The organism is Saccharothrix tamanrassetensis (genome assembly GCF_014203665.1).
Lineage (GTDB): Bacteria > Actinomycetota > Actinomycetes > Mycobacteriales > Pseudonocardiaceae > Actinosynnema > Actinosynnema tamanrassetense.
Genome location: NZ_JACHJN010000005.1, coordinates 248,549 through 272,266, shown reverse-complemented (window position 1 = coordinate 272,266; position 23,718 = coordinate 248,549). Strand labels below are relative to the sequence as shown.

At 73.3% G+C, this 23,718-nt stretch carries 20 protein-coding genes; 10 read left to right on the top strand and 10 right to left on the bottom strand.

What is annotated here, in order from left to right; genetic code table 11:
• Nucleotides 1-38: 38 nt before the first annotated feature.
• From FHS29_RS17675 to FHS29_RS17665, 3 genes are all read left to right on the top strand, one after another.
• The gene (locus FHS29_RS17675; protein WP_184691762.1) at nt 39-1,583 is read left to right on the top strand and encodes a PucR family transcriptional regulator; all 1,545 of its coding nucleotides are present in this window, start codon (nt 39-41) and stop codon (nt 1,581-1,583) included.
• 112 nt (nt 1,584-1,695) lie between these two features.
• Nucleotides 1,696-2,949 carry an NAD(P)/FAD-dependent oxidoreductase gene (locus tag FHS29_RS17670; protein WP_184691761.1) on the top strand — a complete coding sequence of 418 codons (1,254 nt, stop codon included), beginning with the start codon at nt 1,696-1,698 and terminating at the stop codon, nt 2,947-2,949.
• A gap of 10 nt (nt 2,950-2,959) precedes the next feature.
• Nucleotides 2,960-3,175 carry a hypothetical protein gene (locus FHS29_RS17665; RefSeq protein ID WP_184691760.1) on the top strand — a complete coding sequence of 72 codons (216 nt, stop codon included), beginning with the start codon at nt 2,960-2,962 and terminating at the stop codon, nt 3,173-3,175.
• A 96-nt stretch (nt 3,176-3,271) separates the two neighbouring features.
• Here FHS29_RS17665 and FHS29_RS17660 read toward each other — a convergent pair whose 3' ends face one another.
• The 10 genes from FHS29_RS17660 to FHS29_RS17615 all read right to left on the bottom strand — a co-directional run bounded on the left by FHS29_RS17660 (nt 3,272) and on the right by FHS29_RS17615 (nt 16,639).
• Complete coding sequence (locus FHS29_RS17660; RefSeq protein ID WP_312864966.1) at nt 3,272-4,915, bottom strand: amidohydrolase; 1,644 nt, start codon at nt 4,913-4,915, stop codon at nt 3,272-3,274.
• Nucleotides 4,916-4,917: 2 nt separating this feature from the next.
• Entirely contained in the window at nt 4,918-7,866 is a 2,949-nt protein-coding gene (locus FHS29_RS17655) for an aminotransferase class III-fold pyridoxal phosphate-dependent enzyme (RefSeq protein ID WP_184691758.1), read from the bottom strand.
• Nucleotides 7,866-8,945 carry a zinc-binding dehydrogenase gene (locus FHS29_RS17650; RefSeq protein WP_184691757.1) on the bottom strand — a complete coding sequence of 360 codons (1,080 nt, stop codon included), beginning with the start codon at nt 8,943-8,945 and terminating at the stop codon, nt 7,866-7,868. Before FHS29_RS17650 ends, FHS29_RS17655 begins: the two co-directional genes overlap by 1 nt.
• 16 nt (nt 8,946-8,961) lie before the next feature.
• On the bottom strand, nt 8,962-9,990 hold the full coding sequence (locus tag FHS29_RS17645; protein ID WP_184691756.1) for an extracellular solute-binding protein: 1,029 nt from the start codon (nt 9,988-9,990) through the stop codon (nt 8,962-8,964).
• 3 nt (nt 9,991-9,993) lie between these two features.
• Nucleotides 9,994-11,040 (bottom strand): ABC transporter ATP-binding protein, encoded by a 1,047-nt coding sequence (locus tag FHS29_RS17640; protein ID WP_184691755.1) that lies wholly within the window; start codon nt 11,038-11,040, stop codon nt 9,994-9,996.
• Entirely contained in the window at nt 11,037-11,777 is a 741-nt protein-coding gene (locus FHS29_RS17635; RefSeq protein WP_312864965.1) for an ABC transporter permease, read from the bottom strand. The genes FHS29_RS17640 and FHS29_RS17635 overlap by 4 nt, the downstream gene beginning before the upstream one ends.
• A 58-nt stretch (nt 11,778-11,835) precedes the next feature.
• On the bottom strand, nt 11,836-12,753 hold the full coding sequence (locus FHS29_RS17630) for an ABC transporter permease (protein WP_184691753.1): 918 nt from the start codon (nt 12,751-12,753) through the stop codon (nt 11,836-11,838).
• A 5-nt stretch (nt 12,754-12,758) separates the two neighbouring features.
• Entirely contained in the window at nt 12,759-13,694 is a 936-nt protein-coding gene (locus FHS29_RS17625) for an extracellular solute-binding protein (RefSeq protein ID WP_184691752.1), read from the bottom strand.
• A 141-nt stretch (nt 13,695-13,835) separates the two neighbouring features.
• The gene (locus tag FHS29_RS17620; protein WP_246440429.1) at nt 13,836-15,185 is read right to left on the bottom strand and encodes an aminotransferase family protein; all 1,350 of its coding nucleotides are present in this window, start codon (nt 15,183-15,185) and stop codon (nt 13,836-13,838) included.
• 11 nt (nt 15,186-15,196) lie between these two features.
• Complete coding sequence (locus FHS29_RS17615; protein ID WP_184691751.1) at nt 15,197-16,639, bottom strand: NAD-dependent succinate-semialdehyde dehydrogenase; 1,443 nt, start codon at nt 16,637-16,639, stop codon at nt 15,197-15,199.
• Between the two features lie 147 nt (nt 16,640-16,786).
• Between FHS29_RS17615 and FHS29_RS17610 the strand changes: the two genes are divergently transcribed.
• The 7 genes from FHS29_RS17610 (at nt 16,787) to FHS29_RS17580 (ending at nt 23,692) form a co-directional block, all read left to right on the top strand.
• Nucleotides 16,787-17,299 (top strand): MarR family winged helix-turn-helix transcriptional regulator, encoded by a 513-nt coding sequence (locus FHS29_RS17610; RefSeq protein ID WP_184691750.1) that lies wholly within the window; start codon nt 16,787-16,789, stop codon nt 17,297-17,299.
• A 75-nt stretch (nt 17,300-17,374) separates the two neighbouring features.
• Nucleotides 17,375-18,325 carry a hydroxymethylglutaryl-CoA lyase gene (locus FHS29_RS17605; protein ID WP_184691749.1) on the top strand — a complete coding sequence of 317 codons (951 nt, stop codon included), beginning with the start codon at nt 17,375-17,377 and terminating at the stop codon, nt 18,323-18,325.
• Nucleotides 18,325-19,089 carry an enoyl-CoA hydratase/isomerase family protein gene (locus FHS29_RS17600; protein ID WP_246440428.1) on the top strand — a complete coding sequence of 255 codons (765 nt, stop codon included), beginning with the start codon at nt 18,325-18,327 and terminating at the stop codon, nt 19,087-19,089. Before FHS29_RS17605 ends, FHS29_RS17600 begins: the two co-directional genes overlap by 1 nt.
• Before the next feature lie 5 nt (nt 19,090-19,094).
• A complete protein-coding gene (locus tag FHS29_RS17595; RefSeq protein WP_184691748.1) occupies nt 19,095-20,297 on the top strand; it encodes a CaiB/BaiF CoA transferase family protein in 1,203 nt (400 codons plus the stop codon).
• Nucleotides 20,294-21,064 carry an enoyl-CoA hydratase/isomerase family protein gene (locus FHS29_RS17590; RefSeq protein WP_184691747.1) on the top strand — a complete coding sequence of 257 codons (771 nt, stop codon included), beginning with the start codon at nt 20,294-20,296 and terminating at the stop codon, nt 21,062-21,064. The genes FHS29_RS17595 and FHS29_RS17590 overlap by 4 nt, the downstream gene beginning before the upstream one ends.
• Nucleotides 21,064-22,683, top strand: coding sequence for an AMP-binding protein (locus FHS29_RS17585; RefSeq protein WP_184691746.1), 1,620 nt, complete (start codon nt 21,064-21,066; stop codon nt 22,681-22,683). Before FHS29_RS17590 ends, FHS29_RS17585 begins: the two co-directional genes overlap by 1 nt.
• 43 nt (nt 22,684-22,726) lie before the next feature.
• On the top strand, nt 22,727-23,692 hold the full coding sequence (locus tag FHS29_RS17580; RefSeq protein WP_184691745.1) for an NAD(P)H-dependent flavin oxidoreductase: 966 nt from the start codon (nt 22,727-22,729) through the stop codon (nt 23,690-23,692).
• Nucleotides 23,693-23,718: the final 26 nt, after the last annotated feature.

The window sequence follows — 23,718 nt, the reverse complement described above, 5'->3', positions numbered from 1 at the left end:
ACGAAGCCGGTTCCGCGCGCTTCTGGTTGGGGTTGCTCATGGTGAGGCTGGACCGCTTGGTGAACGTCCTGGGCGGCTACGGGGTGCGGCTGTGCTGCTGCCCGGTTTCGCGGTCGGCCGAGTTGCGCAGCGTGGTGGTGCGCGACGCCGCCGACGACCGACCCGCGACGGGCGACGTGTTCCTCGCCGTCGGGGCCGGCTCCGCGGTGGAGGCGGTGCGGTGGGCGGCGGCGGCCCGGGCGGCCGTCGTCCTGGTGCGCGGCGGTGCCGAGCACGAGCGGGAGGCTGCCGAGGCCGGGGACGCGGAAGGCGTCGCGGTGATGGTGGTGGACCCCGCGGTCTCGTGGAGCGAACTGGCCGGCGTGGTGTACGGGCTGGTGCTGGAAGGCCGGGAGACCGAGTCCGGGCGCGGCCCCACGGACCTGTTCGCGCTGGCGGACAGCCTGGCGGCAGCGGTCGGCGGCGCGGTGACCATCGAGGACCGGATGTCCCGGGTGCTGGCCTATTCGAGCCTCCAGCAGCACGCCGACCCGGCCCGGTCGGAGACGATCCTGGGGCGGCGGACGCCGGAGCGGCTCAGGGCGCTGTTCGACGCCCGGGGCGTGTTCGCGCACCTGGCCGCCTCGGACGAGCCGCTGTTCGTGGAGCAGGACCGGGAGCACGGCCTGACCGGGCGGATGGTGGTGGCGGTGCGGGCCGGGCGGGAGGTGCTGGGGTCGGTGTGGGCGACCTGCGGCGAGCCGTTGACCGGTGTCCGGCGCACCGCGTTCGCCGACGGCGCGCGCACGGTCGCACTGCACGTGCTGCGGTCACGCGCCAGTGCGGACCTGGAACGCCAGGTGGAGTCGGACCTGGTGTTCCAACTGCTGGAGGGGACGGTGGACGCCGCGACGGTGGTCAGCCGGCTGGGGTTGCCGCCGGGCCCGCTGCGGGTGATCGCCGTCCGCGCGCACGTCGCCGACGAGCGGCACGCCGCGCTGCTGCTGGCGTTCGAGCGGGCCACCACGGGTTTCGGCTGGTCACGGCCGGGTCGCAGCGCGCTGTCCGGGAACACCCTCTACACGGTCCTGCCCGGCGAGCAGGCGTCGCCGGCGCGGTCGTGGGTGGCCGCGCTGCGGGCGGCGCTGCCCGCCCAGGTGACGGTGTGGGCGGGGATCGGGGGGACGGCGCAGCCGGCGGACCTGCCCGCCGGTCGGCAGGAAGCCGACGAGTGCCTGGCGCTGCACGAGGCGCGCACACCGGACACCGATCCACCGGCCTACGACGAGTCGTGGGACGACATCCTGCTCCAACGGCTGCGGACCGCCGCGAAGGCCGGGCGGACGCCGGCGCGCGGTCCGGTGGCCGTGTTGCGCGGGCACGACGACGAGCACGGCACCCACTACACGGCCACCCTGCGGGCGTGGCTGGAAGCCCAGGGCGACCTCGCGGAAGCGGGTGAGCGGCTCGGCGTGCACCAGAACACCGTCCGCAACCGGTTGCGCCGGATCTCCGGGGTGGCGGGGGTCGACCTGGCCGACGCCCGCAAGCGGCTCGCCATGATCATCGGCCTGGCCGCCACCGAGCTCGACCAACCCCGCTGATTGTGCGGAACCCACCGAAACCGGCCCTCCGGATGTAGGGAACGGACAAGGGTCCGGTGCTCCGGTCGATCCATCCTGGTCCCAGGAAGCGATATCGGGTCTGGAGGTGGTCATGGCCGGGCGCATCGACGGCGGGCCGCGGTCGGCGGTCGTGGTCGGGGCGGGCATCGTGGGGTTGTCCACCGCGTGGTTCCTCCAGGAGCGCGGGGTCGAGGTCACCGTGGTCGACCGGACCGCGGTGGCGGCCGGGGCGTCGTGGGGCAACGCCGGGTGGATCGCCCCCGGCCTGGCGATCCCGCTCAACGAGCCGACCGTGCTGCGCTACGGCCTCCGGTCGCTGCTCAGCCCCACCGCGCCGCTGCACGTGCCGCTGTCGCCGGACCCCGCGTTGTGGGCGTTCCTGGCGAGGTTCGCCGCGAACTGCCGCTGGTCGTCGTGGCGCCGGGCGGTGCGGGCCAACCTGCCGCTCAACGAGGAGTGCGTCGAGGCGTTCGACGTGCTCACCGGCAACGGCGTGGACGCGCCCACGGTCGACGCGCCGATCACCGCGGCGTTCGAGACGCCCCGCCAGGCCCAGGGCCTGCTGCGCGAGCTGCGCAGGCTGGCCGAGGAGGGCCAGCCGGTGGCGCACACCGGGCTGTCGGCCGACGAACTGCGGGAGCAGGTGCCCCTGGCGTCGTCGGCGCTCACCGCCGGCGTGCGCGTCGAGCGCCAGCGCTACGTCGACCCCGGCGCGTTCGTCCAGGCGCTCGCCCGAGCGGTGGTGGCCCGTGGTGCCACCGTCCGGCTGTTCGAGGTCACCGACATCCGCACCCGCGGCAACGGGGTCACCGTCCACCCGCGCACCGGTCAAGCCGTGTCCGCCGACGTCGCCGTGGTGGCGACCGGCGCGTGGCTGTCCAGGCTGGCCCGGGGGTGGGGCGTGCGCGTGCCGGTGCGGGCCGGCCGCGGCTACTCGTTCACCGTGCCGGTGGAGCACCCCGTTCCCGGTCCGGTGTACCTGCCGGACGTGCGGGTGGCGTGCACGCCCTACCGGGACGGGCTGCGCGTCGCGGGCACCATGGAGTTCCGCGATCCCGACGCTCCCGGTGTCACGGCGAGGCTGGACGCCGTCATCGCCTCGGCCCGCCCGTTGCTGCGCGGAGTCCGGTGGGACGCGCGCACCGACGTCTGGGTCGGGCCGCGTCCCGTCACGCCGGACGGGCGGCCGGTCATCGGGGCGGTGCGCGCGCCGAACGTGTACGTCGCCGGCGGGCACGGCATGTGGGGACTGGCCCACGGCCCGGTGACCGGGCGGCTGCTGGCCGAGCAGATCACCACCGGCAAGCAGCCCGCCGCCCTGCGCGAGTTCGACCCGTTGCGCTGAAGAAGGACGTATGGACACCACGCGAACCGACGACCGCCTGACCGAGGGCGAACGCGCCGAGCTGGTCCGGCTGCGGTCGGAGAACACGTTCCTGCGGGCCCAGCGCGACGAGTTGGTGCGCATCGCCACCGGCTACGCCCACGACATGGACGCGATGCTGCGCCGGCACCACCGACCCACCGACCACTCCCCACCCGTGGGAACCGGAGCGATCGACGCCCGGTGACCACGGATCCACCGCCGTCAGGGCGGGCCCCCGACCGCCCTGACGGCACCCTCCTCCGATCATGGCGACGGACCACCGTCGCGACCGGCGGCGGCGTCAGTCCACTTCGAACACCGTGCGCCCGCCGACGATCGTCAACTGCGGGGCGAGGTCGGTCAGCTCGTGGGCCGGCACGGTGGTGGGGTCGCGGTCCAGCACCAGCAGGTCGGCCAGCCGTCCCGGGGTCAGCGAACCCTTGCGGTGCTCGGCGTGCTCGAAGTACGCCGGATCGCTGGTCCACAGCCGGATCGCCTGTTCCCGGGTGAGGCGCAGCCCGGCGGGCACCTCGGCGAGCGGGTTCGCCGCCGCGCCGACGAAGGTGGCCAGCCCGCGCCGCCAGTCCGGGAAGCAGACCGGCGCGTCCGAGCTGTCCGCGACCGGCACCCCGGCGGCCAGCAGCGCGCCGGCGGGGAACGCCCGGGCCCACCGGTCCGCGCCGACCGCAGCGGTGATCGTCGCGCCGCTGTGGGACTTCATCAGCGAACTGGTGATCACGCCGATGCGGTGCTCGGCGAGCCGGCGCGGGGTGTCCTCGTCGAGCAGCGTGCCGTGGATCAGGGCGTGCCGGGCCTGCGGCCACGGATCACGCGCCTGGGCGCGGATGATGCCGTCGACGGCCGCGTCGGCGGCGCGGTCGCCGGTCACGTGGACCTGCACCTGGAGCCGGTGCCGGTGCGCGGTCTCGATGAGGTCGAGCAGTTCGCGGTAGCGCTCCTCGTCGTCCGCGCCGGGGGTGACGAGGTGGCCGTAGCCGCCGTTCGGGTAGGGCTGGTGCAGCCACGCCGTGCCGTGGCTGGGCACGCCGTCGGCGAACAGCTTCACCCCGCCGACGCGCAGCCAGTCGTCGCCGAGCCCGGTGGCCACGCCGGCGTGGTCGAGCATCGTGGTCAACCGCTCCAGCGAGGTCGACGGCGAGGGCCAGTCCCAGTGCAGCAGGGCGTTGACGCGCACCGTGAGCCGGCCCTGCTGGTGCAGCACGACGTAGTCGCGGAGCAGTTCCGGCCACACGATCGGGTCTGTCACGCTGGTGATGCCCAGCGTGTTGAGCACCCGCATGCCGTCCACGATCGCGTCGAGCCGCTCCTGCCTGGACGGCACCGGCGCGTGCCGGGTGACCAGGATGCCGGCGGACTCCAGCAGCATCCCGGTCGGTTCGCCGTCGCCGTCGCGCACGATGATGCCGCCGACCGGGTCCGGGGTGTCGCGGTCGATCCCGGCCACCCGCAACGCGGCGGTGTTCACCAGCACGGAGTGCCGGGACGCGTGGTGCAGCACGGCCGGGCGCCCACCGGTGGCCTCGTCGAGCGCCCGGCGGTGGGGGCCGGGACCGCCGGGGCGGAACTCGGCGATGGCCGCCTCCCGCCAGCCCTCCCCGATCAGCCAGTCGCCGTCCGGACGTCGGTCGGCTTCGGCCCGCAGCGACTCGTGCAGCGCGGCCACCGAGTCGACGGCGGTCAGGTCGGCGTTGCGCCGGGACTGCCCGAACATGGCCAGGTGCAGGTGCGCGTCGTTGACCCCGGGCAGCACCGCGCGGCCGTCCAGGTCGACCACCCGGGTCGTCGGCCCGATCAGGGCGGAGACCGCGTCGTCGTCGCCGACGGCGATGATCCGGTCTCCGGCGACCGCCAGCGCCGAGGCGACGGTGAACCGCTCGTCGGCGGTCACCACCGGGCCGCCGCGCAGCACCAGGTCCGCGGTCACCGTCACCACCCCGCTTCCAGGACCCGGTCCAGCGCCGAGACCAGCTCGTCCGCGTGCGCCCTGGTGAACGTCAGCGGGGGCTTGAGCTTGAGGATGTTCCACGCCGGTCCGGTCGGGTACACCAGCACACCTTCCTCCTTCAGCCGCTCGCAGATGATCAGCGTCTCGGCCGCGGCGGGCTCCTTGGTGGCGCGGTCGAGCACGAACTCGACCCCGCTGTAGAAGCCCTGGCCGCGCACGTCGCCGATCAGTTCGTGCCGGTCGGCCAGCTCACCGAGCCGGTCGCGCAGGTACCGGCCCACGGTCGACGCGTTGTCCTGCAGGCGTTCCTCGTCCAGCACCCGGAGCAGTTCCAGGCCGACCGCGCAGGCGACCGGGTTGCCGCCGTAGGTGGAGAAGAACCGGCCGGTGCGGTCGAAGGCCTCGGAGATCTCCCTGGTGGTCACCAGGGCGGACACCGGGAACCCGTTGCCCATCGCCTTGCCCATGGTCACGAAGTCGGGCACCACGCCCTGGGTCTGGAAGCCCCAGAACGCCTCGCCGAGCCGGCCGAACCCGACCTGCACCTCGTCGGCGATGGTGAACGCGCCGTGCCGGCGGGCCTCGGCGTGGATCGGCGCGAGGTAGCCGGGCGGCAGCACGATCTGCCCGCCACCGGCCAGCAGGCCCTCGTACAGGAACGCCGCCGGGGGTCGACCGGCGCCGGCGAGCCGCTCGAACGTGTCGGTGACGTGGCGGGCGTACTTCGCGCCGGCCTCCGGGTCGTCGTAGCCGTAGCCGCCCCGGTAGCGGTCCGGCACCGGGGTGGGGTGCGTGGTGTCCGGCTTGCCGTAGTGCTTGTAGCGGGACGGGCTCACGTCGGCCACGGTCGTGGTGTAGCCGTGGTAGGCGTCGTCGATGATCACCACGTCGTCGCGGCCGGTGAGGTAGCGGGCCATGCGCAGCGCCAGGTCGTTGGCCTCGCTGCCGGAGTTGAGGAAGTACACCACGTCCAGGCCGTCCGGCAGGGTGGCGGTCAGCGCCTCGGCGTACTCGGTGAGCACCTCGTAGACGAACCTGCTGTTGGTGTTGAGCCGCCGCAGTTGCCGGGTGGCCGCGTCGACCAGCCGGGGGTGGCCGTGCCCCAGCAGCGTCACGTTGTTCAGCGCGTCCAGGTAGCCCCGGCCGTTCTCGTCGTAGAAGCGGCAGTCCCTGGCGCGCACCATGGTGATCGGCGCGCTGAAGTAGGTCGGGTGGGTGTGCGACAGGTGTTTCCGCCTGGCCGCCAGGGTCTGCTCGGTGGACGACTGCCACGCGGTCACGGCGTGCCGCGAGCCGAGCAGCGGGGTCGGGTCCGGTAGCAGCGCCTGCCACACCGGGGCGTCCGCGTGCGGCACCTCTGCGGGCACTTCACGCCATCCGGTCACCGGCACGGTGGACACCTGCACCAGCAGCCGCGCGTTCGGTCCGACCGCACCGATGTTCTGCCCCGCAGCCACTTCGTCGCCGAAAGAGACCTCTGTGGACAGTCCGGTGTAGATGGTCCAGAAGCGGATGTCCTCGGCGGTCTCGTGCCGGAGCAGGAGGTCGACGCCCGGCGGACCGTGCCCGACCGAGCCCGCCAGTGGCGCGGACACCGGTGCCCCCGCTTCGGCGAACAGGTCGAGTCCGACGGAAACGGTGCCGCCGCCGGAGGTGAACCGGGGTTCGCCGTACCGGCCCACGGCCACCGCGGGACGGGCGGCGCGGATCGCCGCCGCCGAGGCGGTGCGCACCGCGTCCTGGTCGCGGGGGTCGACGTCGTCGAAGACCGCACTGCTCACCGTGAGGTCGACCGGTCGCAGATCCCCTGCCACCAGGGGCTCGACCGCCCGGCCGGCGAGCCGGTCGACCACGGCCTGCCGGGTCTGGGCGGGCAGCCCGCAGGCGTGCCGGAGGGTGGCGACGCCGAACTCGGCCGGGGTCTCCGCGAGCACCCGGACCAGTTCCGCCGCCGCCGGGGAGCGGTGCCGGGGGTCGCCGTGCTCCCTGGCGGCGTCCAACCGGGCGGCGGTGGCCGCGACGGTGGCCGCCCGGATCGCCAGCAGCGGGTACAGCAGGTCCACCTCGGCGTCGGTGAGCGGGCACACCCGGTGGTAGGCGGCGACGAGTGCGGCGGCCACGTGCAGCGGGTCCGGCACGCCGCGCATGGCGCTGGCGCAGAGGATGGCCAGGTCGGCGACGCGGGCTGTGCGCTGGGCGTCGCCGAAGTCGATCACCCCGATCACCCGCCGACGCGGACCGGGGCCGACGAGCAGGTTGAACGCGTTGAGGTCGTGGTGGACCACGCCCTGCGGCAGCTCCGGCAGCCGGTCCAGCAGCGGCACGAACTCGGCCTCGACCCGGCTGATCGCCGCGTGCAGGTCCGGGTCGGCGACGGCGGGCAGGGCTTCGGCGAGCACGGTGGCGGCGTGCGGGAACTCCCAGTAGTGCGGTGCGGGCGGCTCCGGGTGCTGCCAGGAGACGGTGGCGGCGGCCAGCCGGCCGGCGACCTCGCCGACGTCGGCGAGCAGTTCCGCCGAGCGCGCGCCCACCTCGGCCAGCGGCGTGCCCGGCAGCCAGGTGAGCAGCCGCGCCACCAGGTCCGGTTCGCCGGGCACCGGGATCACGTCACCGGACGGCGTGGTGGCCACCCCGGTGCGAGCGGCGACCACTCTCGGCACCGGCAGGTCCGGAGCGTGCTCGGCCAGGTGCCGCAGCAACGCGTTCTGGAACCGCACCGCGCCCAGGTCCCCGGCCGAGCACACCTTGAACACGTACTCGGCGCCCGACGCGTCGGCCACCCACACGTTCTGGTCGGTCTCCCCCGCCAGCGGACGCGTGTCCACCGCGGACACCCCGAAGCAGACTCGCAGGACCTCGCGCAGCCGGTCGTCGTCCAGCCGGGGCACCCCGGCCGTGATCCGCCGGTACCGCTCGTCGGTCATCGACATCAGAACACCACCACCGAACGCAGTGCGGAGCCCGCCCGCAGGGCGGCCAGCGCTTCCGGGAGATCGGCGAGCCCGATCCGGTCACTGATCAACTTCTCCAGCCGCAGGTCGCCCGCCCGCCACGACTCGATCACCCGCGGGTAGTCCCGGCGCACGTCGCTGGAGCCGAACACCGAGCCGACCAGCCGGCGACCACTGGCGTACAGCTCGCGGGCCGTGAACGGCACCACCGCGTCGGCCGCCCCGACGCCGACCACCACGGTGGTGCCGCCCCTCCGGGTGGCGTCGTAGGCGGACCGGATGGTCTCCGGCACGCCCACCGCTTCGAACGCCACGTCGAAGCCTTCCCCGCCGGTCACCGACGCCACCGCGGCGGCCAGGCCGGCCGGCTCCGCGACGTCGGTGGCACCCAGTTCCAGTGCCAGCTCCCGTTTCGCCGCGACCGGGTCCACCGCCAGCACCGCGGCGGCGCCGGCGGCGCGGGCGGCCTGCACGATGGCCATCCCGACGCCGCCGCAGCCGATCACCACCGCGCTGGACCCCGCCGCCAGCGCCGCCGTGTTCCGCACCGCACCGACCCCGGTGGTCACCCCGCAGCTCACCAGCGCGCCGATCTCGAACGGCACCCCGTCCGGCAGCGGCACCAGGTTGTGCCGGGTGACCACGATCTCCTCGGCGAACGCGCCGCAGCCCGCCTGCGCGGCCACCGGCTCACCGTCCACCACGAACCGCGGCCGGCGGTACTCCGGCCGCGCGCTGTAGCCGCACAGCTCCGGCTGCCCGCGCCGGCAGCTCGCGCACTCGCCGCACTGCGGCACCCACGACACCATCACCCGGTCCCCCACCTCGAAGCCGTCCACGTCGGACCCGATCGCCGACACCTCGCCGGCCGCCTCGTGGCCGAGCACCACCGGCGGGGTCAACCCGAGCCGGCCGGTGGCCGCCGACAGGTCGGAGTGGCACACCCCGGCAGCCCGCACCCGAACCCGCACCAGCACGTCCGAGACGTCCACAGTGGACACGTCGTCCCGGATCGCGATCCCGTCCAGCCCGCTGCGCTGCAACACCGCGGCACGCATGAAGTCCTCCTCCTGCTCAGCTGGTCTGCCACACCGTCCAGGCCTGGACGACCTTGCTGTAGTTGGCGGTCCACCAGTCCGCGTCGATGAACACCTTGTCCGCGGCGCGGTCCTGACCGAGCACGTCGATCTGCCGCTGCACGTCGTTCAGCTCCGGCTTGGCCGCGGTGTTCGCCGCGCCGGCGCCGGACAGCTCGGCGAACCGGGCGCCCGGTTCCGGCCGGGAGGCGAACCGGATCAGCTCCTGGGCCAGGTCCTTGTTCTTGCTGCCCTTGGGCACCACCAGCACGTCCCAGGTCACCGGGACCTTGGTGGGCACCCGCTTCCACTGCGTGCCGCCGGCCCGCAGGGTCGAGTACGCCCGCGCGCTGACCACCAGCGCGAGGTCGGCCTGGTTGTCCACCATGGCCTGTTGCTGCTGCCCGTAGGTCTGCGCCAGCGTGAGGTCGTGGCGGATCCGGTCGTGCACCTTCAGCGCGCGGTCGACGTCCAGCGGGTACAGCCGCTCCGGCGCGACGCCGTCGGCGAGCAGCGCGGCTTCCAACTGGCCGATGGCCGGGTCCTTGGCGTACACCACCCGCTTGCCGGGGAACTTCGCCGGGTCGTAGAAGTCCGCCAGCGACGTGGGCGGCTTGTCCCCGTAGGTCTTCTCGTTGTACATCAGCATCAGGCCGAACAACGCCGCCGGCACCCCGCAGTCCGACAGCGTGCCCGGCGGGAAGCTGTCCTTCAGGTCGCCGACGTCGATCTTCTCCAGCAGCGTGCCGCAGTGCTCGCGCGCCATGAACGCGTCGGTGTCCATGACGTCCCAGGTGACCCGGCCGGCCTCCACCATGGCGCGCAGCTTCGCGTTGTCCGACGGCCCGTCGAGCGTGACCTTGACCCCCGACTGCTTCTGGTACGGCTCCAGGAACGCCTTCTGCTGCCCTTCCTGGTAGGCGCCCTTGCCGTAGGACACGAAGGTCAGCGACCTGGTGTCGCCGCCGGTGCCGCACGAGGTCAGCAACAGGGCGGCGAGGGCCACCCCGATCCCGGTTCTGCGCACGTCTCACACTCCCCACGTGGCGGCCGGCCGGGGCACGGCGGCCTGGTGTCGCGGACTCCAGCTGGCCACCACCGACTCGCCCGGCGCGGCCGGCAGCGCGGTGCCGGCCAGGCGCATCACCGAGCCCTCCGTGCCGTCGGCGAACCGCAGGCCGATCCGGTGGTGGTTGCCGACGTAGACGATGTCGGTGATCACGGCCTTGCGGTGGCGGCAGCCGTCGGGCACCGCGCCGGGTTCGGCGTGCAGTTCCAGCCGCTCGGGCCGGACCACCACCACCTCGGCGCCGTCGTCGGCGAACACGTTGGACTCCCCGAGGAACTGGGCCACGAACAGCGTGCTCGGCCGCTCGTACAGCTCATTCGGGGTGCCGACCTGCTCGACCCTGCCGTTGTTGAACACCGCGATCCGGTCGGACAGCGTCAGCGCCTCCTCCTGGTCGTGCGTGACGAACAGGAACGTCATGCCCAGCTCGCGGTGCATCCGGGCGATCTCCCGCCGGAGCTGGTCGCGCAGCTTCTTGTCCAGCGCCCCCAACGGCTCGTCCATCAGCAGGGCGCGCGGCTGGTACACCACGGCGCGGGCCAGCGCCACCCGCTGCTGCTGGCCGCCGGACAGCTGGCGCGGCAGCCGGTCGGCGAAGTCGGCCAGCCCGACCAGCTCCAGCGCCGCGCGCACCCTGGCCTCGACGTCCGCTCTGGGCACCGCGCGCTGCTGGAGCGGGAAGGCCACGTTCTTGGTCACCGTCAGGTGCGGGAACAGCGCGTACTGCTGGAACACCACGCCGAGGTCCCGCTTGTGCGGCTTGAGCCGGCTGATGTCCTCGCCGTCGACGCAGATCGAGCCGGCGGTGAGCGGGGTGAACCCGGCGATCATGGACAGCGTGGTGGTCTTGCCGGAGCCGGACGGGCCGAGGAAGGTCATGAACTCCCCCGGCGCGACGTCCAGCGTGACGTCGTCGACCGCCGGCCGGGGCAGGCCGGGGAACACCTTGGACACACCGGAGATGCGGATCCCGTGGCTGGTCGAGGTCGGTGCGGTGGAGGGCCTCATGATTCACTCCGGCGTCGGCGGACGAGTTGCGGCAGCAGCAGGGCCACCGTGGTGACCACCACGATCAGGCTGGACGCCGCGGCGATGGTCGGGTCGATCTCCAGCGTGATCGAGTCGTACATCTGCACGGGCAGCGTGCGGATCTCCGGGGTCTGCAGGAACAGCGCGATCACCACCTCGTCCAGCGAGGTGACGAACGCGAACACGAACCCGGAGGCGATGCCGGGCATCAGCAGCGGCAGCGTGATCCGGCGCAGCACCGTCCAGCCGGACGCGCCGAGGCTGGCGGCGGCGACCTCCACCGTGCTGTCGTAGCCGGCCAGGCTGGTGGACACCGACGTGATCACGAAGGGCACCGCCAGCACGGTGTGCGCCAGCACGAAGCCCAGCAGCGTGCCGTTGAGGTGCCAGCGCAGGAAGGTGCCGTAGATGGCCACCGCGACCACGATGCCGGGCACGATCATCGGCGCCATCATGGCCGAGCGCAGCAGTTCGCGACCGGGGAACCGGCCCCGGTCCAGCCCGATCGCGGCGGCCACCCCGATCACCGTGGCCAGCACGCCGGTCAGCAGCGCGGCCTGCGCCGAGGTGACCACCGACGACATCCACTGCGGCGAGGAGAAGAACTCCTCGTACCAGCGCAGCGACCACTCCTTCGGCGGGAACGCGAAGGTCTGGCCGGCGCCGAAGCTCATCGGGATGACCACCAGGGTCGGCGCGAGCAGCAGCACCGCCACCGCGGTCACCCACAGCCGAAGGCCCCAGCCGATCGAGCGAGGCCGCCCTGCCCGCGTACTAGGCACGATCCACCGCCTGGTTCAGGGCCGCGGTGGGCTTGGCGATCCGGCTCACCGCGAACAACACCACGAGCGTGACCGCCAGCAGCACCGAGCCCATCGCGCCGGCGCCGGGGAAGTCCAGCAGGTCCCCGACCCTGGTCTCGATCACCTGCGAGACCAGCGACTGCTGCGGTGTGCCCAGCAGCGCCGGGGTCACGAAGAACCCCAGCGTCACGATGAACACCAGCGAGAAGCCCGACACCACACCCGGCAGCGACAGCGGCAGGTACACCCGCGCGAAGGCCTTCGGGCGGCTCGCCCCGAGGCTGGTCGCCGCGTCCATCAACCGCAGGTCGATCGAGCTGAGGTTGCTGTACAGCGGCAACACCATGAACGGCAGCATCACCTGCACCATGGCCACGGTGACCCCGGTGACGCTGCCGAGCAGCACCACCCCGTCGATCCCGAACAACGAGAAGAACCGGTCGATCAGCCCGTCGCGCTGCTCCAGGAGGTACCAGGCGAAGTTGCGGGCCATCACCGAGGTCCAGAACGGCAGCAGCACCAGCACGGTGAGCACCGCCCGGGTGCGTCGGGACACCCGCGTCATCGCGTACGCGTACGGGTAGGCGACCACCAGCGCCACCAACGCCACGATCAACGCGGTGCGAAGCGTCCTCAGCAGCACGGTGACCGAGACGCCGTCGGTGAACAGCGCGGTGTAGTTGGCCAGGCCGACGGTCGGTTCGGTGAAGCTGCTCCAGACGATGGTGGCCAGCGGGTAGAAGAAGAACACCAGCAGCACCGCCACCGCGGGCAGCAGGACCCACCCGGCCGCGGCGCGCCGCCTGCGCCGCGGCTCGGCCACCGCCGCGGGCTCGCCGGGCACGGTGGGCCCGGCGGGCGTCACGGGTTCGGCGGGCGTCGTGGTCATCGGCATCACCCGGCCATCCACGCGGTGAACTTCTTGGTCACCGCGTCGAAGTTCTGGGCCCACCACTTGGCGTTGCCCAGCACCACGCTGTGCTTGTGCTCCGGGGAGAACGCGTCGATGCGGCGCTGGACGTCGTCGAACTTCGGCTTGATGCTCTCGTGCACCGGCTGCACCGAGGCCAGCTCGGAGAACTTCGCGGACTGCTCGGGCCTGCTGGTGAAGGCGATGAACTTCATCGCCAGGTCCCGGTTCGCCGAACCCTTCGGCACCACCAGGTCGTTCCAGTTCACGATCGTCTTGTCCCACACCGGTTCGAACGGCGCGCCGGCCTTGAGCGACTGGTGCGCCCGCGCCGTGGACACCAGCGCCAGGTCCACCTGGCCGTCCACCATGGACTGCTGGATCTGCCCGTAGGTCTTGGCGAACGTGGTGGTGCTCTTGATCACGTCCAGCTTGCCCAGCGCCCGGTCCACGTCGAGCGGGTACAGCTGCTCGACCGGCACGCCGTCGGCGAGCAACGCGTCCTCCAGCAGCCCCGCCGCGACCTCCGGCGGCACGATCCGGCGGCCGGGGAAGCGCACCGGGTCGAAGAAGTCGGCGATCTTCGTGGGCGGGTTCGCGCCGAACTTCCTGGTGTCGTACATGAAGATGATGCTGTAGTAGTACGCGGGCACCCCGCACTCGCTGACCGTCCCCGGCGGGAACGCACTGCGGTCCACGACGGAGAAGTCCAGCTTCTCCAGGTACGTCCCGCAGTACTGCTCGGCGGCGGCGGCGCTGGTGTCCACCGCGTCCCAGGTGACCTTCCCGGCCTCCACCATGGTGCGCAGCTTGGCCTCGTCCACCGGCCCGTCGTTGCGGAACGCGGTGCCGGTCTCGTTGGTGAACGGTTGCTGCCACGCGGTCTTCTGGTTGTCCTGGAAGGAACTCCCGGTGGACACGAAGGTGAGCGTCGGGGCACTCGGCCCGCTCGCGCCACAGGCCGTCGCGAGCACGAGGACCAGGGCCAGACATCCGGTGGTGGTATTTCGACGCACGGCGACCTCCGAGGTCGGCGGTGACAGTGGAGCCCGCGACGGGCGCTAGTTCCCGACTGCGGCCACGTGCTTGCACACGAGGCGCACGAGCGTGTCCGCCTGCTCGTCGGTGATGACCAACGGCGGCGAGATGACGATGTTGTTGCCGGCGGCGCGGACGATCAGCCCGTCCGCCCGCGCGCCGGACTGCACGCCGGCGGCGTCCCGGTCCAGCTCGATCCCGAGCATCAGCCCGACCCCGCGCACCTCGCGCACGTGGTCCAGCTCGGCCAGCGGTGCCAGCCCGTCCATGATCCGGGCGCCGACCGCCTTGGCGCGCCGCGGCAGGTCCTCCCGTTCCAGGATGTCCAGGTTGGCCAGCGCCACGGCGGCGCCGACCGGGTGCCCGTTGTAGGTGAAGCCGTGCGGGAACCACGCCCCGTCGACCAGGTCGAGCACCCGCCGGCCGACCAGCACCGCACCCATCGGGATGTAGCCGCTGGTCAGTCCCTTGGCCGTGACGACCATGTCCGGCTCGATGCCGTAGTGCTCGGCGGCGAACCAGTGCCCGACCCGCCCGAACGCGGTCACGATCTCGTCCAGGACCAGCAGGATGTCGTTGCGGCGCAGCACCTCCTGCACCCGCGGCCAGTAGTCCGGCGGTGGCGGGACCATGCCGCCGACGCCGAGCACCGGTTCGCCGATGAACGCCGCGATCCGGTCCGCGCCCAGCTCGGCGATCCGCTGCTCCAGCTCGGCGACCAGCGCGTCGGTGTCGTGGTGCAGCGCGTGCGGCTTGCCCAGGAACTCCACGTCCGGCAGCAGCGGCCCGAAGCCCTCGCGGAGCCGGTCGATGCCGGTGGCGGCCAGCGAGCCGCCGGCCATGCCGTGGTAGCCGCCGGTGCGGGCCAGGATGACGGTCCGCTCCGGGTGCCCGGCGTGGTGGTGGGCCAGCCGGGCGAGCTTGATCGCGGTCTCGTTGCCCTCGGAGCCGCCGTTGGTGAAGAACACCTTCTCCAGGCCGGGCGGGGCCAGCCGCAGCAGCCGCTCGGCCAGCCGGATGGACGGCTCGTTGGAGTAGTCGCCGAAGGAGGAGTAGAACTCCAGCCGCCGGATCTGCTCGGCGGCGGCCTCGGCCAGCTCCGGCCGACCGTGGCCGACCGGGCACTGCCACAGGCCGCAGGTGCCGTCCAGGTAGGACTCGCCGCGCACGTCCCACAGCACGGCGCCCTCGCCGCGGTCGAAGATCACCGGCTCGTCCGGCGCGCCGATCGTGGTGTGCGGGTGGATGATCGCGCGCTTGTCCAGCTCGGCCAGTTCGTCGGCGACGCCCGGCCGGCCTTCCGGTGCCCGGTCTCCCGGTGCACTGCCTTCCGGGGCCGGATCTCTTGGAACCCGATCTTTCTGGGTGGTCATGTCCGTGGTCCTCACAGCTTGATCGCGATCGCCTTGGTCTCCAGGAACGCCTCGATGCCCTCGGCACCGCCCTCGCGTTCCTGCCCGCTGTTCCGCATGCCGCCGAAGGGCAGCTCCGGTCGCACCGGGGCCGGGTCGTTCACCCCGATCACCCCGAAGTCCAGCCGGTCCGCGGCGGTCCACAGCCGGCTCAGGTCCCGGCCGAACAGGTAGGCCGCCAGGCCGTACTGGGTGTCGTTCGCCCTGGTCACGGCCTCGTCGTCGGTGTCGAAGGAGTAGACCGGCAGTACCGGGCCGAAGGTCTCCTCACGGGTGACCAGCATGTCGTCGCCGACCCCGGTGAGCACGGTGGGTTCGTAGAACGCGCCCTTGAGCCCGTCCTGGCCGGACCACCGCCTGCCCCCGAGGCGCACCTCCGCCCCGCCCGCGACCGCGTCCGCGACCTGGCGTTCCACCTTGTCCAGCCCGGCCTGGTCGATCAGCGGCCCGATGCCGGTGCCCTCGGCCGCCCCGTGCCCTACCCGCAGCGCGGCGACCTTCTCCTCGATCAGGTCGAGCAGGTCGTCGTGCACCGACCGGTGCACGTACAGCCGGTTCACCGCGACGCAGCTCTGGCCGGCGTTGAAGAACTTGGCCGCCACCACCCCGGCCGCCGCGGCGGGCAGGTCGGCGTCGGCGAACACGATCGCCGGCGAGTGCCCGCCCAGCTCCAGCGAGGTGCGCCGCAGGTGGGTGTCGGTGTTGCGGAGCAGTCCGAGCCCGACCTCGGTGGAGCCGGTGAAGCTCACCTTGCGCAGCCTCGGGTCGGCCAGCAGCGCACCGGCCACCTCGGCGGGCCGCGACGTGGTGATCGACTGGAGCACTCCGGCGGGCAGCCCCGTCTCGTGCAGGATCCGCACCAGCTCGGTGGCGATCAGCGGGGTCTGCTCGGCCGGCTTGACGATCAGCGGCGCGCCGGCGGCCAGCGCCAGGCCGATCTTGCGGATCAGCATGCTGGCCGGGAAGTTCCACGGGGTGATCGCCAGGGCGGGGCCGACCGGTGACTTCAGCACCAGCCCCGGTCCGTTCGGCGACGCGGGCAGCACCCGGCCGCCCGCCCGGCGGGCTTCCTCGGCGCTCCACTCCAGCATCCGCGCGCTGCCCAGCAGCTCGGCCCGAGCCTCGCCGAGCGGCTTGCCGTTCTCGCTGGTCAGCAGCTCGGCCAGGGCGTCGACCCGGTCACGGATCGCGGCCGCGGCCCGGCGCAGGTAGCCGCCGCGTTCCTCGACGGTCACCGACCGCCACGGCCCGGCCGCCGCGCAGGCCGCGTCCAGCGCCTCCAGGGCGTCCCGCGCGGTGCCGTCGGCGGCCCGGCCCACCGGCTCCAGCGTGGCCGGGTCCACCACCTCGAAGCTCGTGGCGCCCGGACGCCACTGCCCGTCGACCAACAACGTTGCCCAGGAGTCCGTCGGCATGACCAGCCCTTCGTCGATCGCGTGACGTGTGGTCTTGGCGGCATAGTGTCGGTCGCGCTGTTGTGATTGTCAACAGATGAACCGGAAACCGCTACTCCCGGCAGGTTTACCCGCACGGTACGGCGTCGGACGCCTACAGTGCACCGCATGAACACCTCTCGAAGCGCCTCGCCGGAGCCCGCACCCCAGGGCCGGACCGAGACCTCGACGCCGGGACGGCTGCCGATCCACGGCCTGCTGTCGTACCGGCTCAGCCGGGTGGCCAACGCGATGTCCCGCAGCGCGGCCCTGCGCTACCGCCGGGAGTTCGACGTCAGCCTCGGCGAGTGGCGCACGATCGCCCTGCTGGGGGCCGAGGCCCCGCTCACCCTGAACAAGCTGGCGCGACTGGCCGCACTGGACAAAGCGCAGATGAGCCGGGTGGTGGCCAAGCTCAGCGAGCGCGGACTGGTGCTGCGCGAGTTCGGCGCCGGGCGGACCACCCAGCTCACCCTGACCCGCAAGGGCGCCGCGCTGTACCGGGGGCTGATCAGCGCGGCCAACGAGCGCGACCGGGCCTTCCTGGTCTGCCTCACCGAGCAGGAGCGGGACGCGCTGGACTCGGCGCTGGACAAGCTGGCCACACTGGCGCGGGCGCTGGAACGGGCCGAGGAGCGGTAACCCAGCTCACTGTTGACACTATCAACACCGCTCTGCCACGCTCGGCGCCATCGTCGTCGTCAGGAGGTGCGACCGGTGGCCGACCGCGTGACGCTCTGTGAGTGTTTCGCCCGCGACGGGCTGCAACACGAACCGGACTTCGTCCCCACCGCGACGAAGGTGTCCACTGTGGAGGCCTTCGTCGCGGCGGGCTTCCGCCGCATCGAGGCCACCAGCTACAGCCACCCGGACCGGGTGCCCGCGTTCCGGGACGCCTCCGAGGTGCTCGCCGGGGTACCCCGCCGGGCCGGGGTCGCGTACAAGGCGACCTGCCCCAACCCCCGTGCGGTGCACCGGGCGCTGGCCGACCTGGACGCCGGGCGCGGCGCGGACGAGCTGAGCCTGCTGGTCTCGGCGACCGAGTCGCACACCGAGCGCAACCTGCGCACCACCCGCGACCGCCAGTGGCACAACGTGGCGGAGATGGTGCGGCTGGCGGACGGGCGGTTCACCCTGGTCGGCGTGCTCTCGGTGGCGCTGGGCTGCCCGTTCGAGGGCCCGGTCGACCAGGGTCGGGTGGCCGAGGACTTCGGCCGGTTCGCCGACCTCGGCGTGTCGCTGGTGACCGTGGGCGACACCACCGGCCTGGGCACCCCGATCACCGCGGGCAGGCTGTTCGCCCGGCTGGCCGCCGAGTACCCGCACGTGCCCGCGGTCGCGCACTTCCACAACACCAGGGGCACCGCCCTGGCCAACTGCGTCGCCGCGCTGGACGCGGGCTGCCGGTACTTCGACAGCGCGTTCGGCGGCGTCGGCGGGCACCCGGCGGGCATCACCTACGGCGGCGGGCTCACCGGGAACACCTGCACCGAGGACCTGGTGAACCTGTTCGAGGCCATGGGCGTGTCCACCGGGCTGGACCTGGACCTGGTGCTGGCCGCGTCCGCCCGCTGCGAGGAAGCCCTCGGCCGTCCGCTGCACAGCACGGTGGCGCGCGCCGGGTTCGGGTTGCCGGGACGGGCCGTGCCGGCCGGGACGGGGCAGTGATGTCGGAGTCGACCGTGATGTCCGAGGAGACCGCTGTGCGCCAAGAGGTGTTGCTGACCGAGGACCACGGCGCGGTCCGGGTGTTGCGGATGAACCGCCCGCACAAGCGCAACGCGCTCGACACCGAGCTGACCACGGCGCTGCTGGACGCGATGCTGGCCGCCGACGCCGACGAGTCGGTCCGCGCGCTGGTGCTCACCGGCGAGGGGCCGGGGTTCTGCGCCGGCGCGGACATCACCGAGTTCGCCGGGCTCACCCCGGCCGACCAGACCGCCGTGCTGCACCGCGCCGAGCTGACCGCGCGCACCCAGCTGCTGCCGCAACAGCTGCGCAAGCCGATCGTGTCGGTGGTGCGCGGCGCGGCGCTGGGCGGCGGCGCCGGGCTGGCCATCGGCTGCGACATGATGGTGGTGGCCACCGACGTCGCCTTCGGCTACCCGGAGCTGCGGCACTCGATCGTGCCGGCCATCGTGATGACCGGGCTCCAGCGGCAGATCGGCCGCAAGCTGGCCTTCGAGCTGGTCAGCCACGGCCGGCTGCTCGGCGCGGACGAGCTGGCCGGGATCGGCCTGGCCAACCGGGTGGCCGAACCGGACCGGGTGCTCGACCTGGGCCTGGAGATCGCCGGCCGGTGGGCCGAGGCGAACCCGGTGGCGCTGGCGGCCACCAAGGAGCTGTTCTACCGGGTGGCGGACCTGCCCGTCGACCAGGCCATGCGGGCGGGACGCGACGTCAACGCCATCATGCGCGGGTTCCGGGGTTGATCGCGGTGCGACCACTGTCCGGAATCACCGTCCTCGACTTCTCCCGCGTCCTGGCGGGCCCGATGGCCACCCAGGTGCTCGCCGAGCTCGGCGCGGAGGTGATCAAGGTGGAACGGCCGGGTGCCGGTGACGAGTCCCGGGGCATGCAACCGGTGTTGCCGAGCGGGGAGAGCGCGTACTACTTCGCCTTCAACCGGGGCAAGCGCTCGGTGGTGCTGGACCTGAAGTCCGAGCGCGGCCGGCGGCTGGCCCGCGACCTCGCCGCGACCGCCGACGTGGTGGTGGAGAACTTCCTGCCGGGCGCGATGGACCGGCTCGGGCTGGGCTATCGCGAGCTGGCCGCGGTCAACCCGGGGCTGGTCTACGTGTCCTGCACCGGTTTCGGGCAGCAGGGGCCGTACTCGGACCGCCGGGGCTACGACACCGTGTTCCAGGCGCTGTCCGGGCTGATGTCGCTGACCGGGCACCCGGACTCGCCGCCGGCCAAGGCCGGCGTGCCGGTCGCCGACATGACCTCCGGGCTGTGGATCGCGATCGCCGCGCTGACCGGGCTGGTCGGCCGGGGCGGCACCGGCCGGGGCAGCCACGTGGACCTGGCCATGATGGACGTCCAGGTCAGCCTGCTCGCGCTGGCCGCGGCCCGGCTGTTCGCGCTGGACGAGGACCCGGGCCGGACCGGCACCGAGCACCCCGGCCGGGTGCCCTCGGCGGCGTTCGAGTGCGCCGACGGCGGGTGGCTGCACATCAGCTGCAGCGACCAGCACTGGCTGCCGCTGTGCGCCGTGCTCGGCCTCGACGAGCTGGCCGCGGACCCGGAGCTGCGGCCCAACGCCGGGCGGCTGGCGCAGCGCGGTCGGGTGATGTCGGCGCTGGCCGAGGCGTTCGCCGCACGACCCCGCGCCGAGGCCGCCACGGCGCTGCGGGCGGCCGGGGTGCCGGCCGGCGAGGTGAACAGCGTGCGGGAGATCCTGGCCGACGAGAACACCTCGGCACGCGGCATGGTCGACCACTTCCGGCACCCGGTCGCCGGGACGTTCCCGGCGCTGCGGACCCCGCTCCGGATGTCCGACGTGGACGGTGGGTTCGCCGCGGCGCCCGTCGGCGTGCCGCCGCGGCTCGGGGCGGACACGGACGCGGTGCTGCGGGAACGGTTGGGGTTGGGCGACAGCGAGATCGAGTCGCTGCGCGGCGAAGGGGCCATCGGATGACGGACAGCGGCACCGAGGTGCTGGTCGAGATCGCCGACGGGATCGCGAGCGTGGTGCTCAACCGGCCACGCGCCCGCAACGGGCTGAACCTGTCGATGTGCCGGGCGCTGCGGTCGGCGTTCGAGCAGCTGGACTCCGCCGACGACGTCCGGGTGGTGCTGCTGCGGGCGAACGGCCCGGTGTTCTGCGCCGGCGCGGACCTGAAGGAGCGGGTGGGCCGGGACGCGTCCTGGGTGCGGCGTAGGCGGCAGGCGTCCTTCGCCGCCTACGAGGCCGTCGAGCGGTGCAGCAAACCGGTGGTGGCGCTGGTGCAGGGCCCGGTGGTCGGCTCCGGCGGCGAGATCGCGATGAGCTGCGACTTCGTGGTCGCCTCCAGCGCGGCCACGTTCCGGTTCCCGGAGCCGCACTGGGGCACGGTCGGCGCCACCCAGCGGTTGCAGCGGGTGATCGGCCGCGCGCGGGCGAAGGAGCTGCTGTTCACCAACCGGGTGATGTCGGCGGAGGAGGCGCACCGGGTGGGCCTGGTGGCGCGCCTGGTCGAACCGGACCGGCTGGACGCCGCCGGCGCCGAGGTGGCCGCCGCCATCGCCGCCGCGCCGCCGCTGGCGATCGCGCTGACCAAGCAGGCGGTCGACCTCGGCGCGGAGACCGACCTGGACCGGGGCATCCGGATCGAGATGGCCGCGATCGAGCGCAACCTCGCCGACGGCGGGTGGCGGACCGGCGTGGCCCACTTCAGCGGCTCGGCCGAGACAGCGGAGGACTGATGGACGTCGACCCGGCCGGCATCTGTCCGCTCACGACCGACGCGGCGCTGCGGCGGGCGGTGGCCATCGCACCCGACCTGGAGGCGGTGGTGACCCCGCAGGGCCGGACCACCTACGCGGAACTGGCCGCCGAGGTGCCCCGGATCCGGTCCGCGCTGGCGGCGGCCGGGGTCGCGCGCGGCGACCACGTCGGGATCTGCCTGGGCAACGGACCCGGCTGGGTCGCGCTGTTCCTGGCGATCGGCTCGCTCGGCGCGGTGGCGGTGCCGGTGAACACCCGGTTGCGGTCCGAGGAGTTCGGCTACGTGCTGCGGCAGTCCCGGGTGCGGTTGCTGTTCCTGGCCGACCGGCTGCTGAACGCCGACCTCGCCGGCCTGCTGCGGCAGGCGTGCCCGGCGGTGGACGGCGTGCTGCCCGACCCGGCACTGCCCGACCTGCGCCGGGTCGTGGTGGTCGGCGCGGACGTGCCGGCCGGGGCGGGTTCGTGGGCGGACTTCCTGGCCGCCGGCGGCGCGGAGGTGCCGGCGTGCTGCGAGCCGGAGGACGTGCTGCTGATCCAGTACACGTCCGGCACCACCTCCTACCCCAAGGGAGTGCTGCTGACGCACCGGAGCATGTGCGCGGACGCGTTCTTCTCGGGCGGGCGCCTGGGGTTGCGGACCGGCGACCGGTTCCACAGCGCACGGCCGTTCTTCCACGTGGCGGGGACCACGCTGTCGATCCTCTCCTGCCTGCAGCACGTCGTGACGCTGGTGGCGATGGAGCGCTTCGAGGCGGGCGAGGCGTTGCGGTTGTTCGAGGAGGAGCGGTGCACGCACTTCTCCGGCAACGACACGATCGCGCTGATGCTGCTCAACCACCCGGACCGACCACGGCGCCGGCTGGTGCTGCGCGGCGCGTGGCTGGCGGCGTCGCCGACCATCGTCCGGCGCGTGATCGACGAACTGGGCGCGCGGGAGTGCGTCGTCGGGTACGGCCTCTCCGAGGCGTCGCCGAACGTGGCGCAGTCGGCCTGGTGGGAGCCGGAGCCGGTGCGGGCGGCGGCACGGATGCTCCCGGAACCGGGAGTGACGGTGCGCGTGTGCGAGCCTTCGTCCGATGTGGACTGTCCCGTCGGGTCTCCCGGCGAGATCGTGGTGCGGGGCTGGAACGTGATGCGCGGGTACTTCGAGCTGCCGGAGGACACCGCCGCGGTGCTGTCCGCCGACGGCTGGCTGCGCACCGGTGACCTCGGCCGGCTGGGCGAGGACGGCCGACTGGAGTTCCTGGGGCGGCTCAAGGAGATCATCCGGGTGGGCGGCGAGAACGTGGCGCCGACCGAGGTGGAGAACGTGCTGCACCGGCACCCCAAGATCCGCCAGGCGGTGGTGGTCGGCGTGCCGGACGCCCGGCTGGTGGAGGTGCCCTTCGCCTTCGTGGTGCTCAACGAGGACTGCACGGCCACGCCGGAGGAGTTGCTGGAGTGGGTGCGCCCGCTGCTGGCGGGGTTCAAGGTGCCGCGCCGGATGTGCCTGGTCGACGGGTTCGAGCGGTTCGGCATGACCGCCAGCGCGAAGGTGCAGAAGCGGCACCTGGTGGAGCACGCGGTGCGGCTGCTGGATGCCGAGGGCGCCCGATGAGGACAGCCACGCCCGTGGCGCGGCCGGACGCCGGAGGTGCCCGATGAGGATCGTCACGCCGGTGACCCGGCTGCTGGGTGTCGACCTGCCGATCGTGCAGGCCGGCATGTCCTGGGCGTCCTCCGCCGCCGCACTGCCCCTGGCGGTGTCCCGCGCCGGAGGCCTCGGGGTGGTGGCGGCGGGCCCGATGCGCCTGCCGGACCTCGCCGCGGTGCTGGACGAGGTGCGGCACGGCACCGACCGGCCGTTCGCGGTGAACCTGCCGCTGTACCGGCCGGGCGTGGACGAGGTGATCGACCTGCTGGTGGCCCGGCGACCGCCGGTGCTGATCGCCTCGCAGGGCGGGCCGCGCCGGTACCTGTCGCGTTTCCACGACGTGGGCACGGTGTGCCTGCACGTGGTGGCCGGGGTGGAGCACGCGCTGAAGGCAGCGGAGTCCGGTGTGGACGGTCTCGTGGTGGTCGGCGGCGAGGCGGGTGGGCACCCGCCTGCGAGCCAGGTGTCGACCCTGGTCCTGCTGCGCGCGGTGGCGGCGGCCGTGGACCTCCCCCTGGTGGCGTCCGGCGGCTTCGCGGACGGGCACGGCCTGGCGGCGGCACTCGCCCTCGGTGCCGGCGCGGCGCAGTTCGGCACCAGGTTCCTGCTCAGCGAGGAGGCCAACGTGCACCCGGCCTACCGGGACGCGGTGCTGCGCGCCGGAGTGGCCGACACGCGCCTGGTCGGTCACGGCCTGGGCCCGGTGCGCACCCTGGTCAACGAGTTCTCCGCGCGCATGGCGGAACTGGAGGGCTCCGGCGCGGACCTGGAGACCCGTCGCGCCGCGTTCACCAAGGCGACGCTGCGCATGGCCGCGCACGACGGCGACGTGGCGCACGGCAAGGTCGAGGCCGGGCAGTCCGCCGGTCTGGTCGACCGGGTCCTCCCGGCCGCCGACATCGTCCGGGGGATCGCCGACGAGTACGCCGCGGTGGTGGCTCGACTGCCGCACCCCGAGCCGCCGAACGCCTGATCGAGGCAGGACAGCCAGCGGCACCG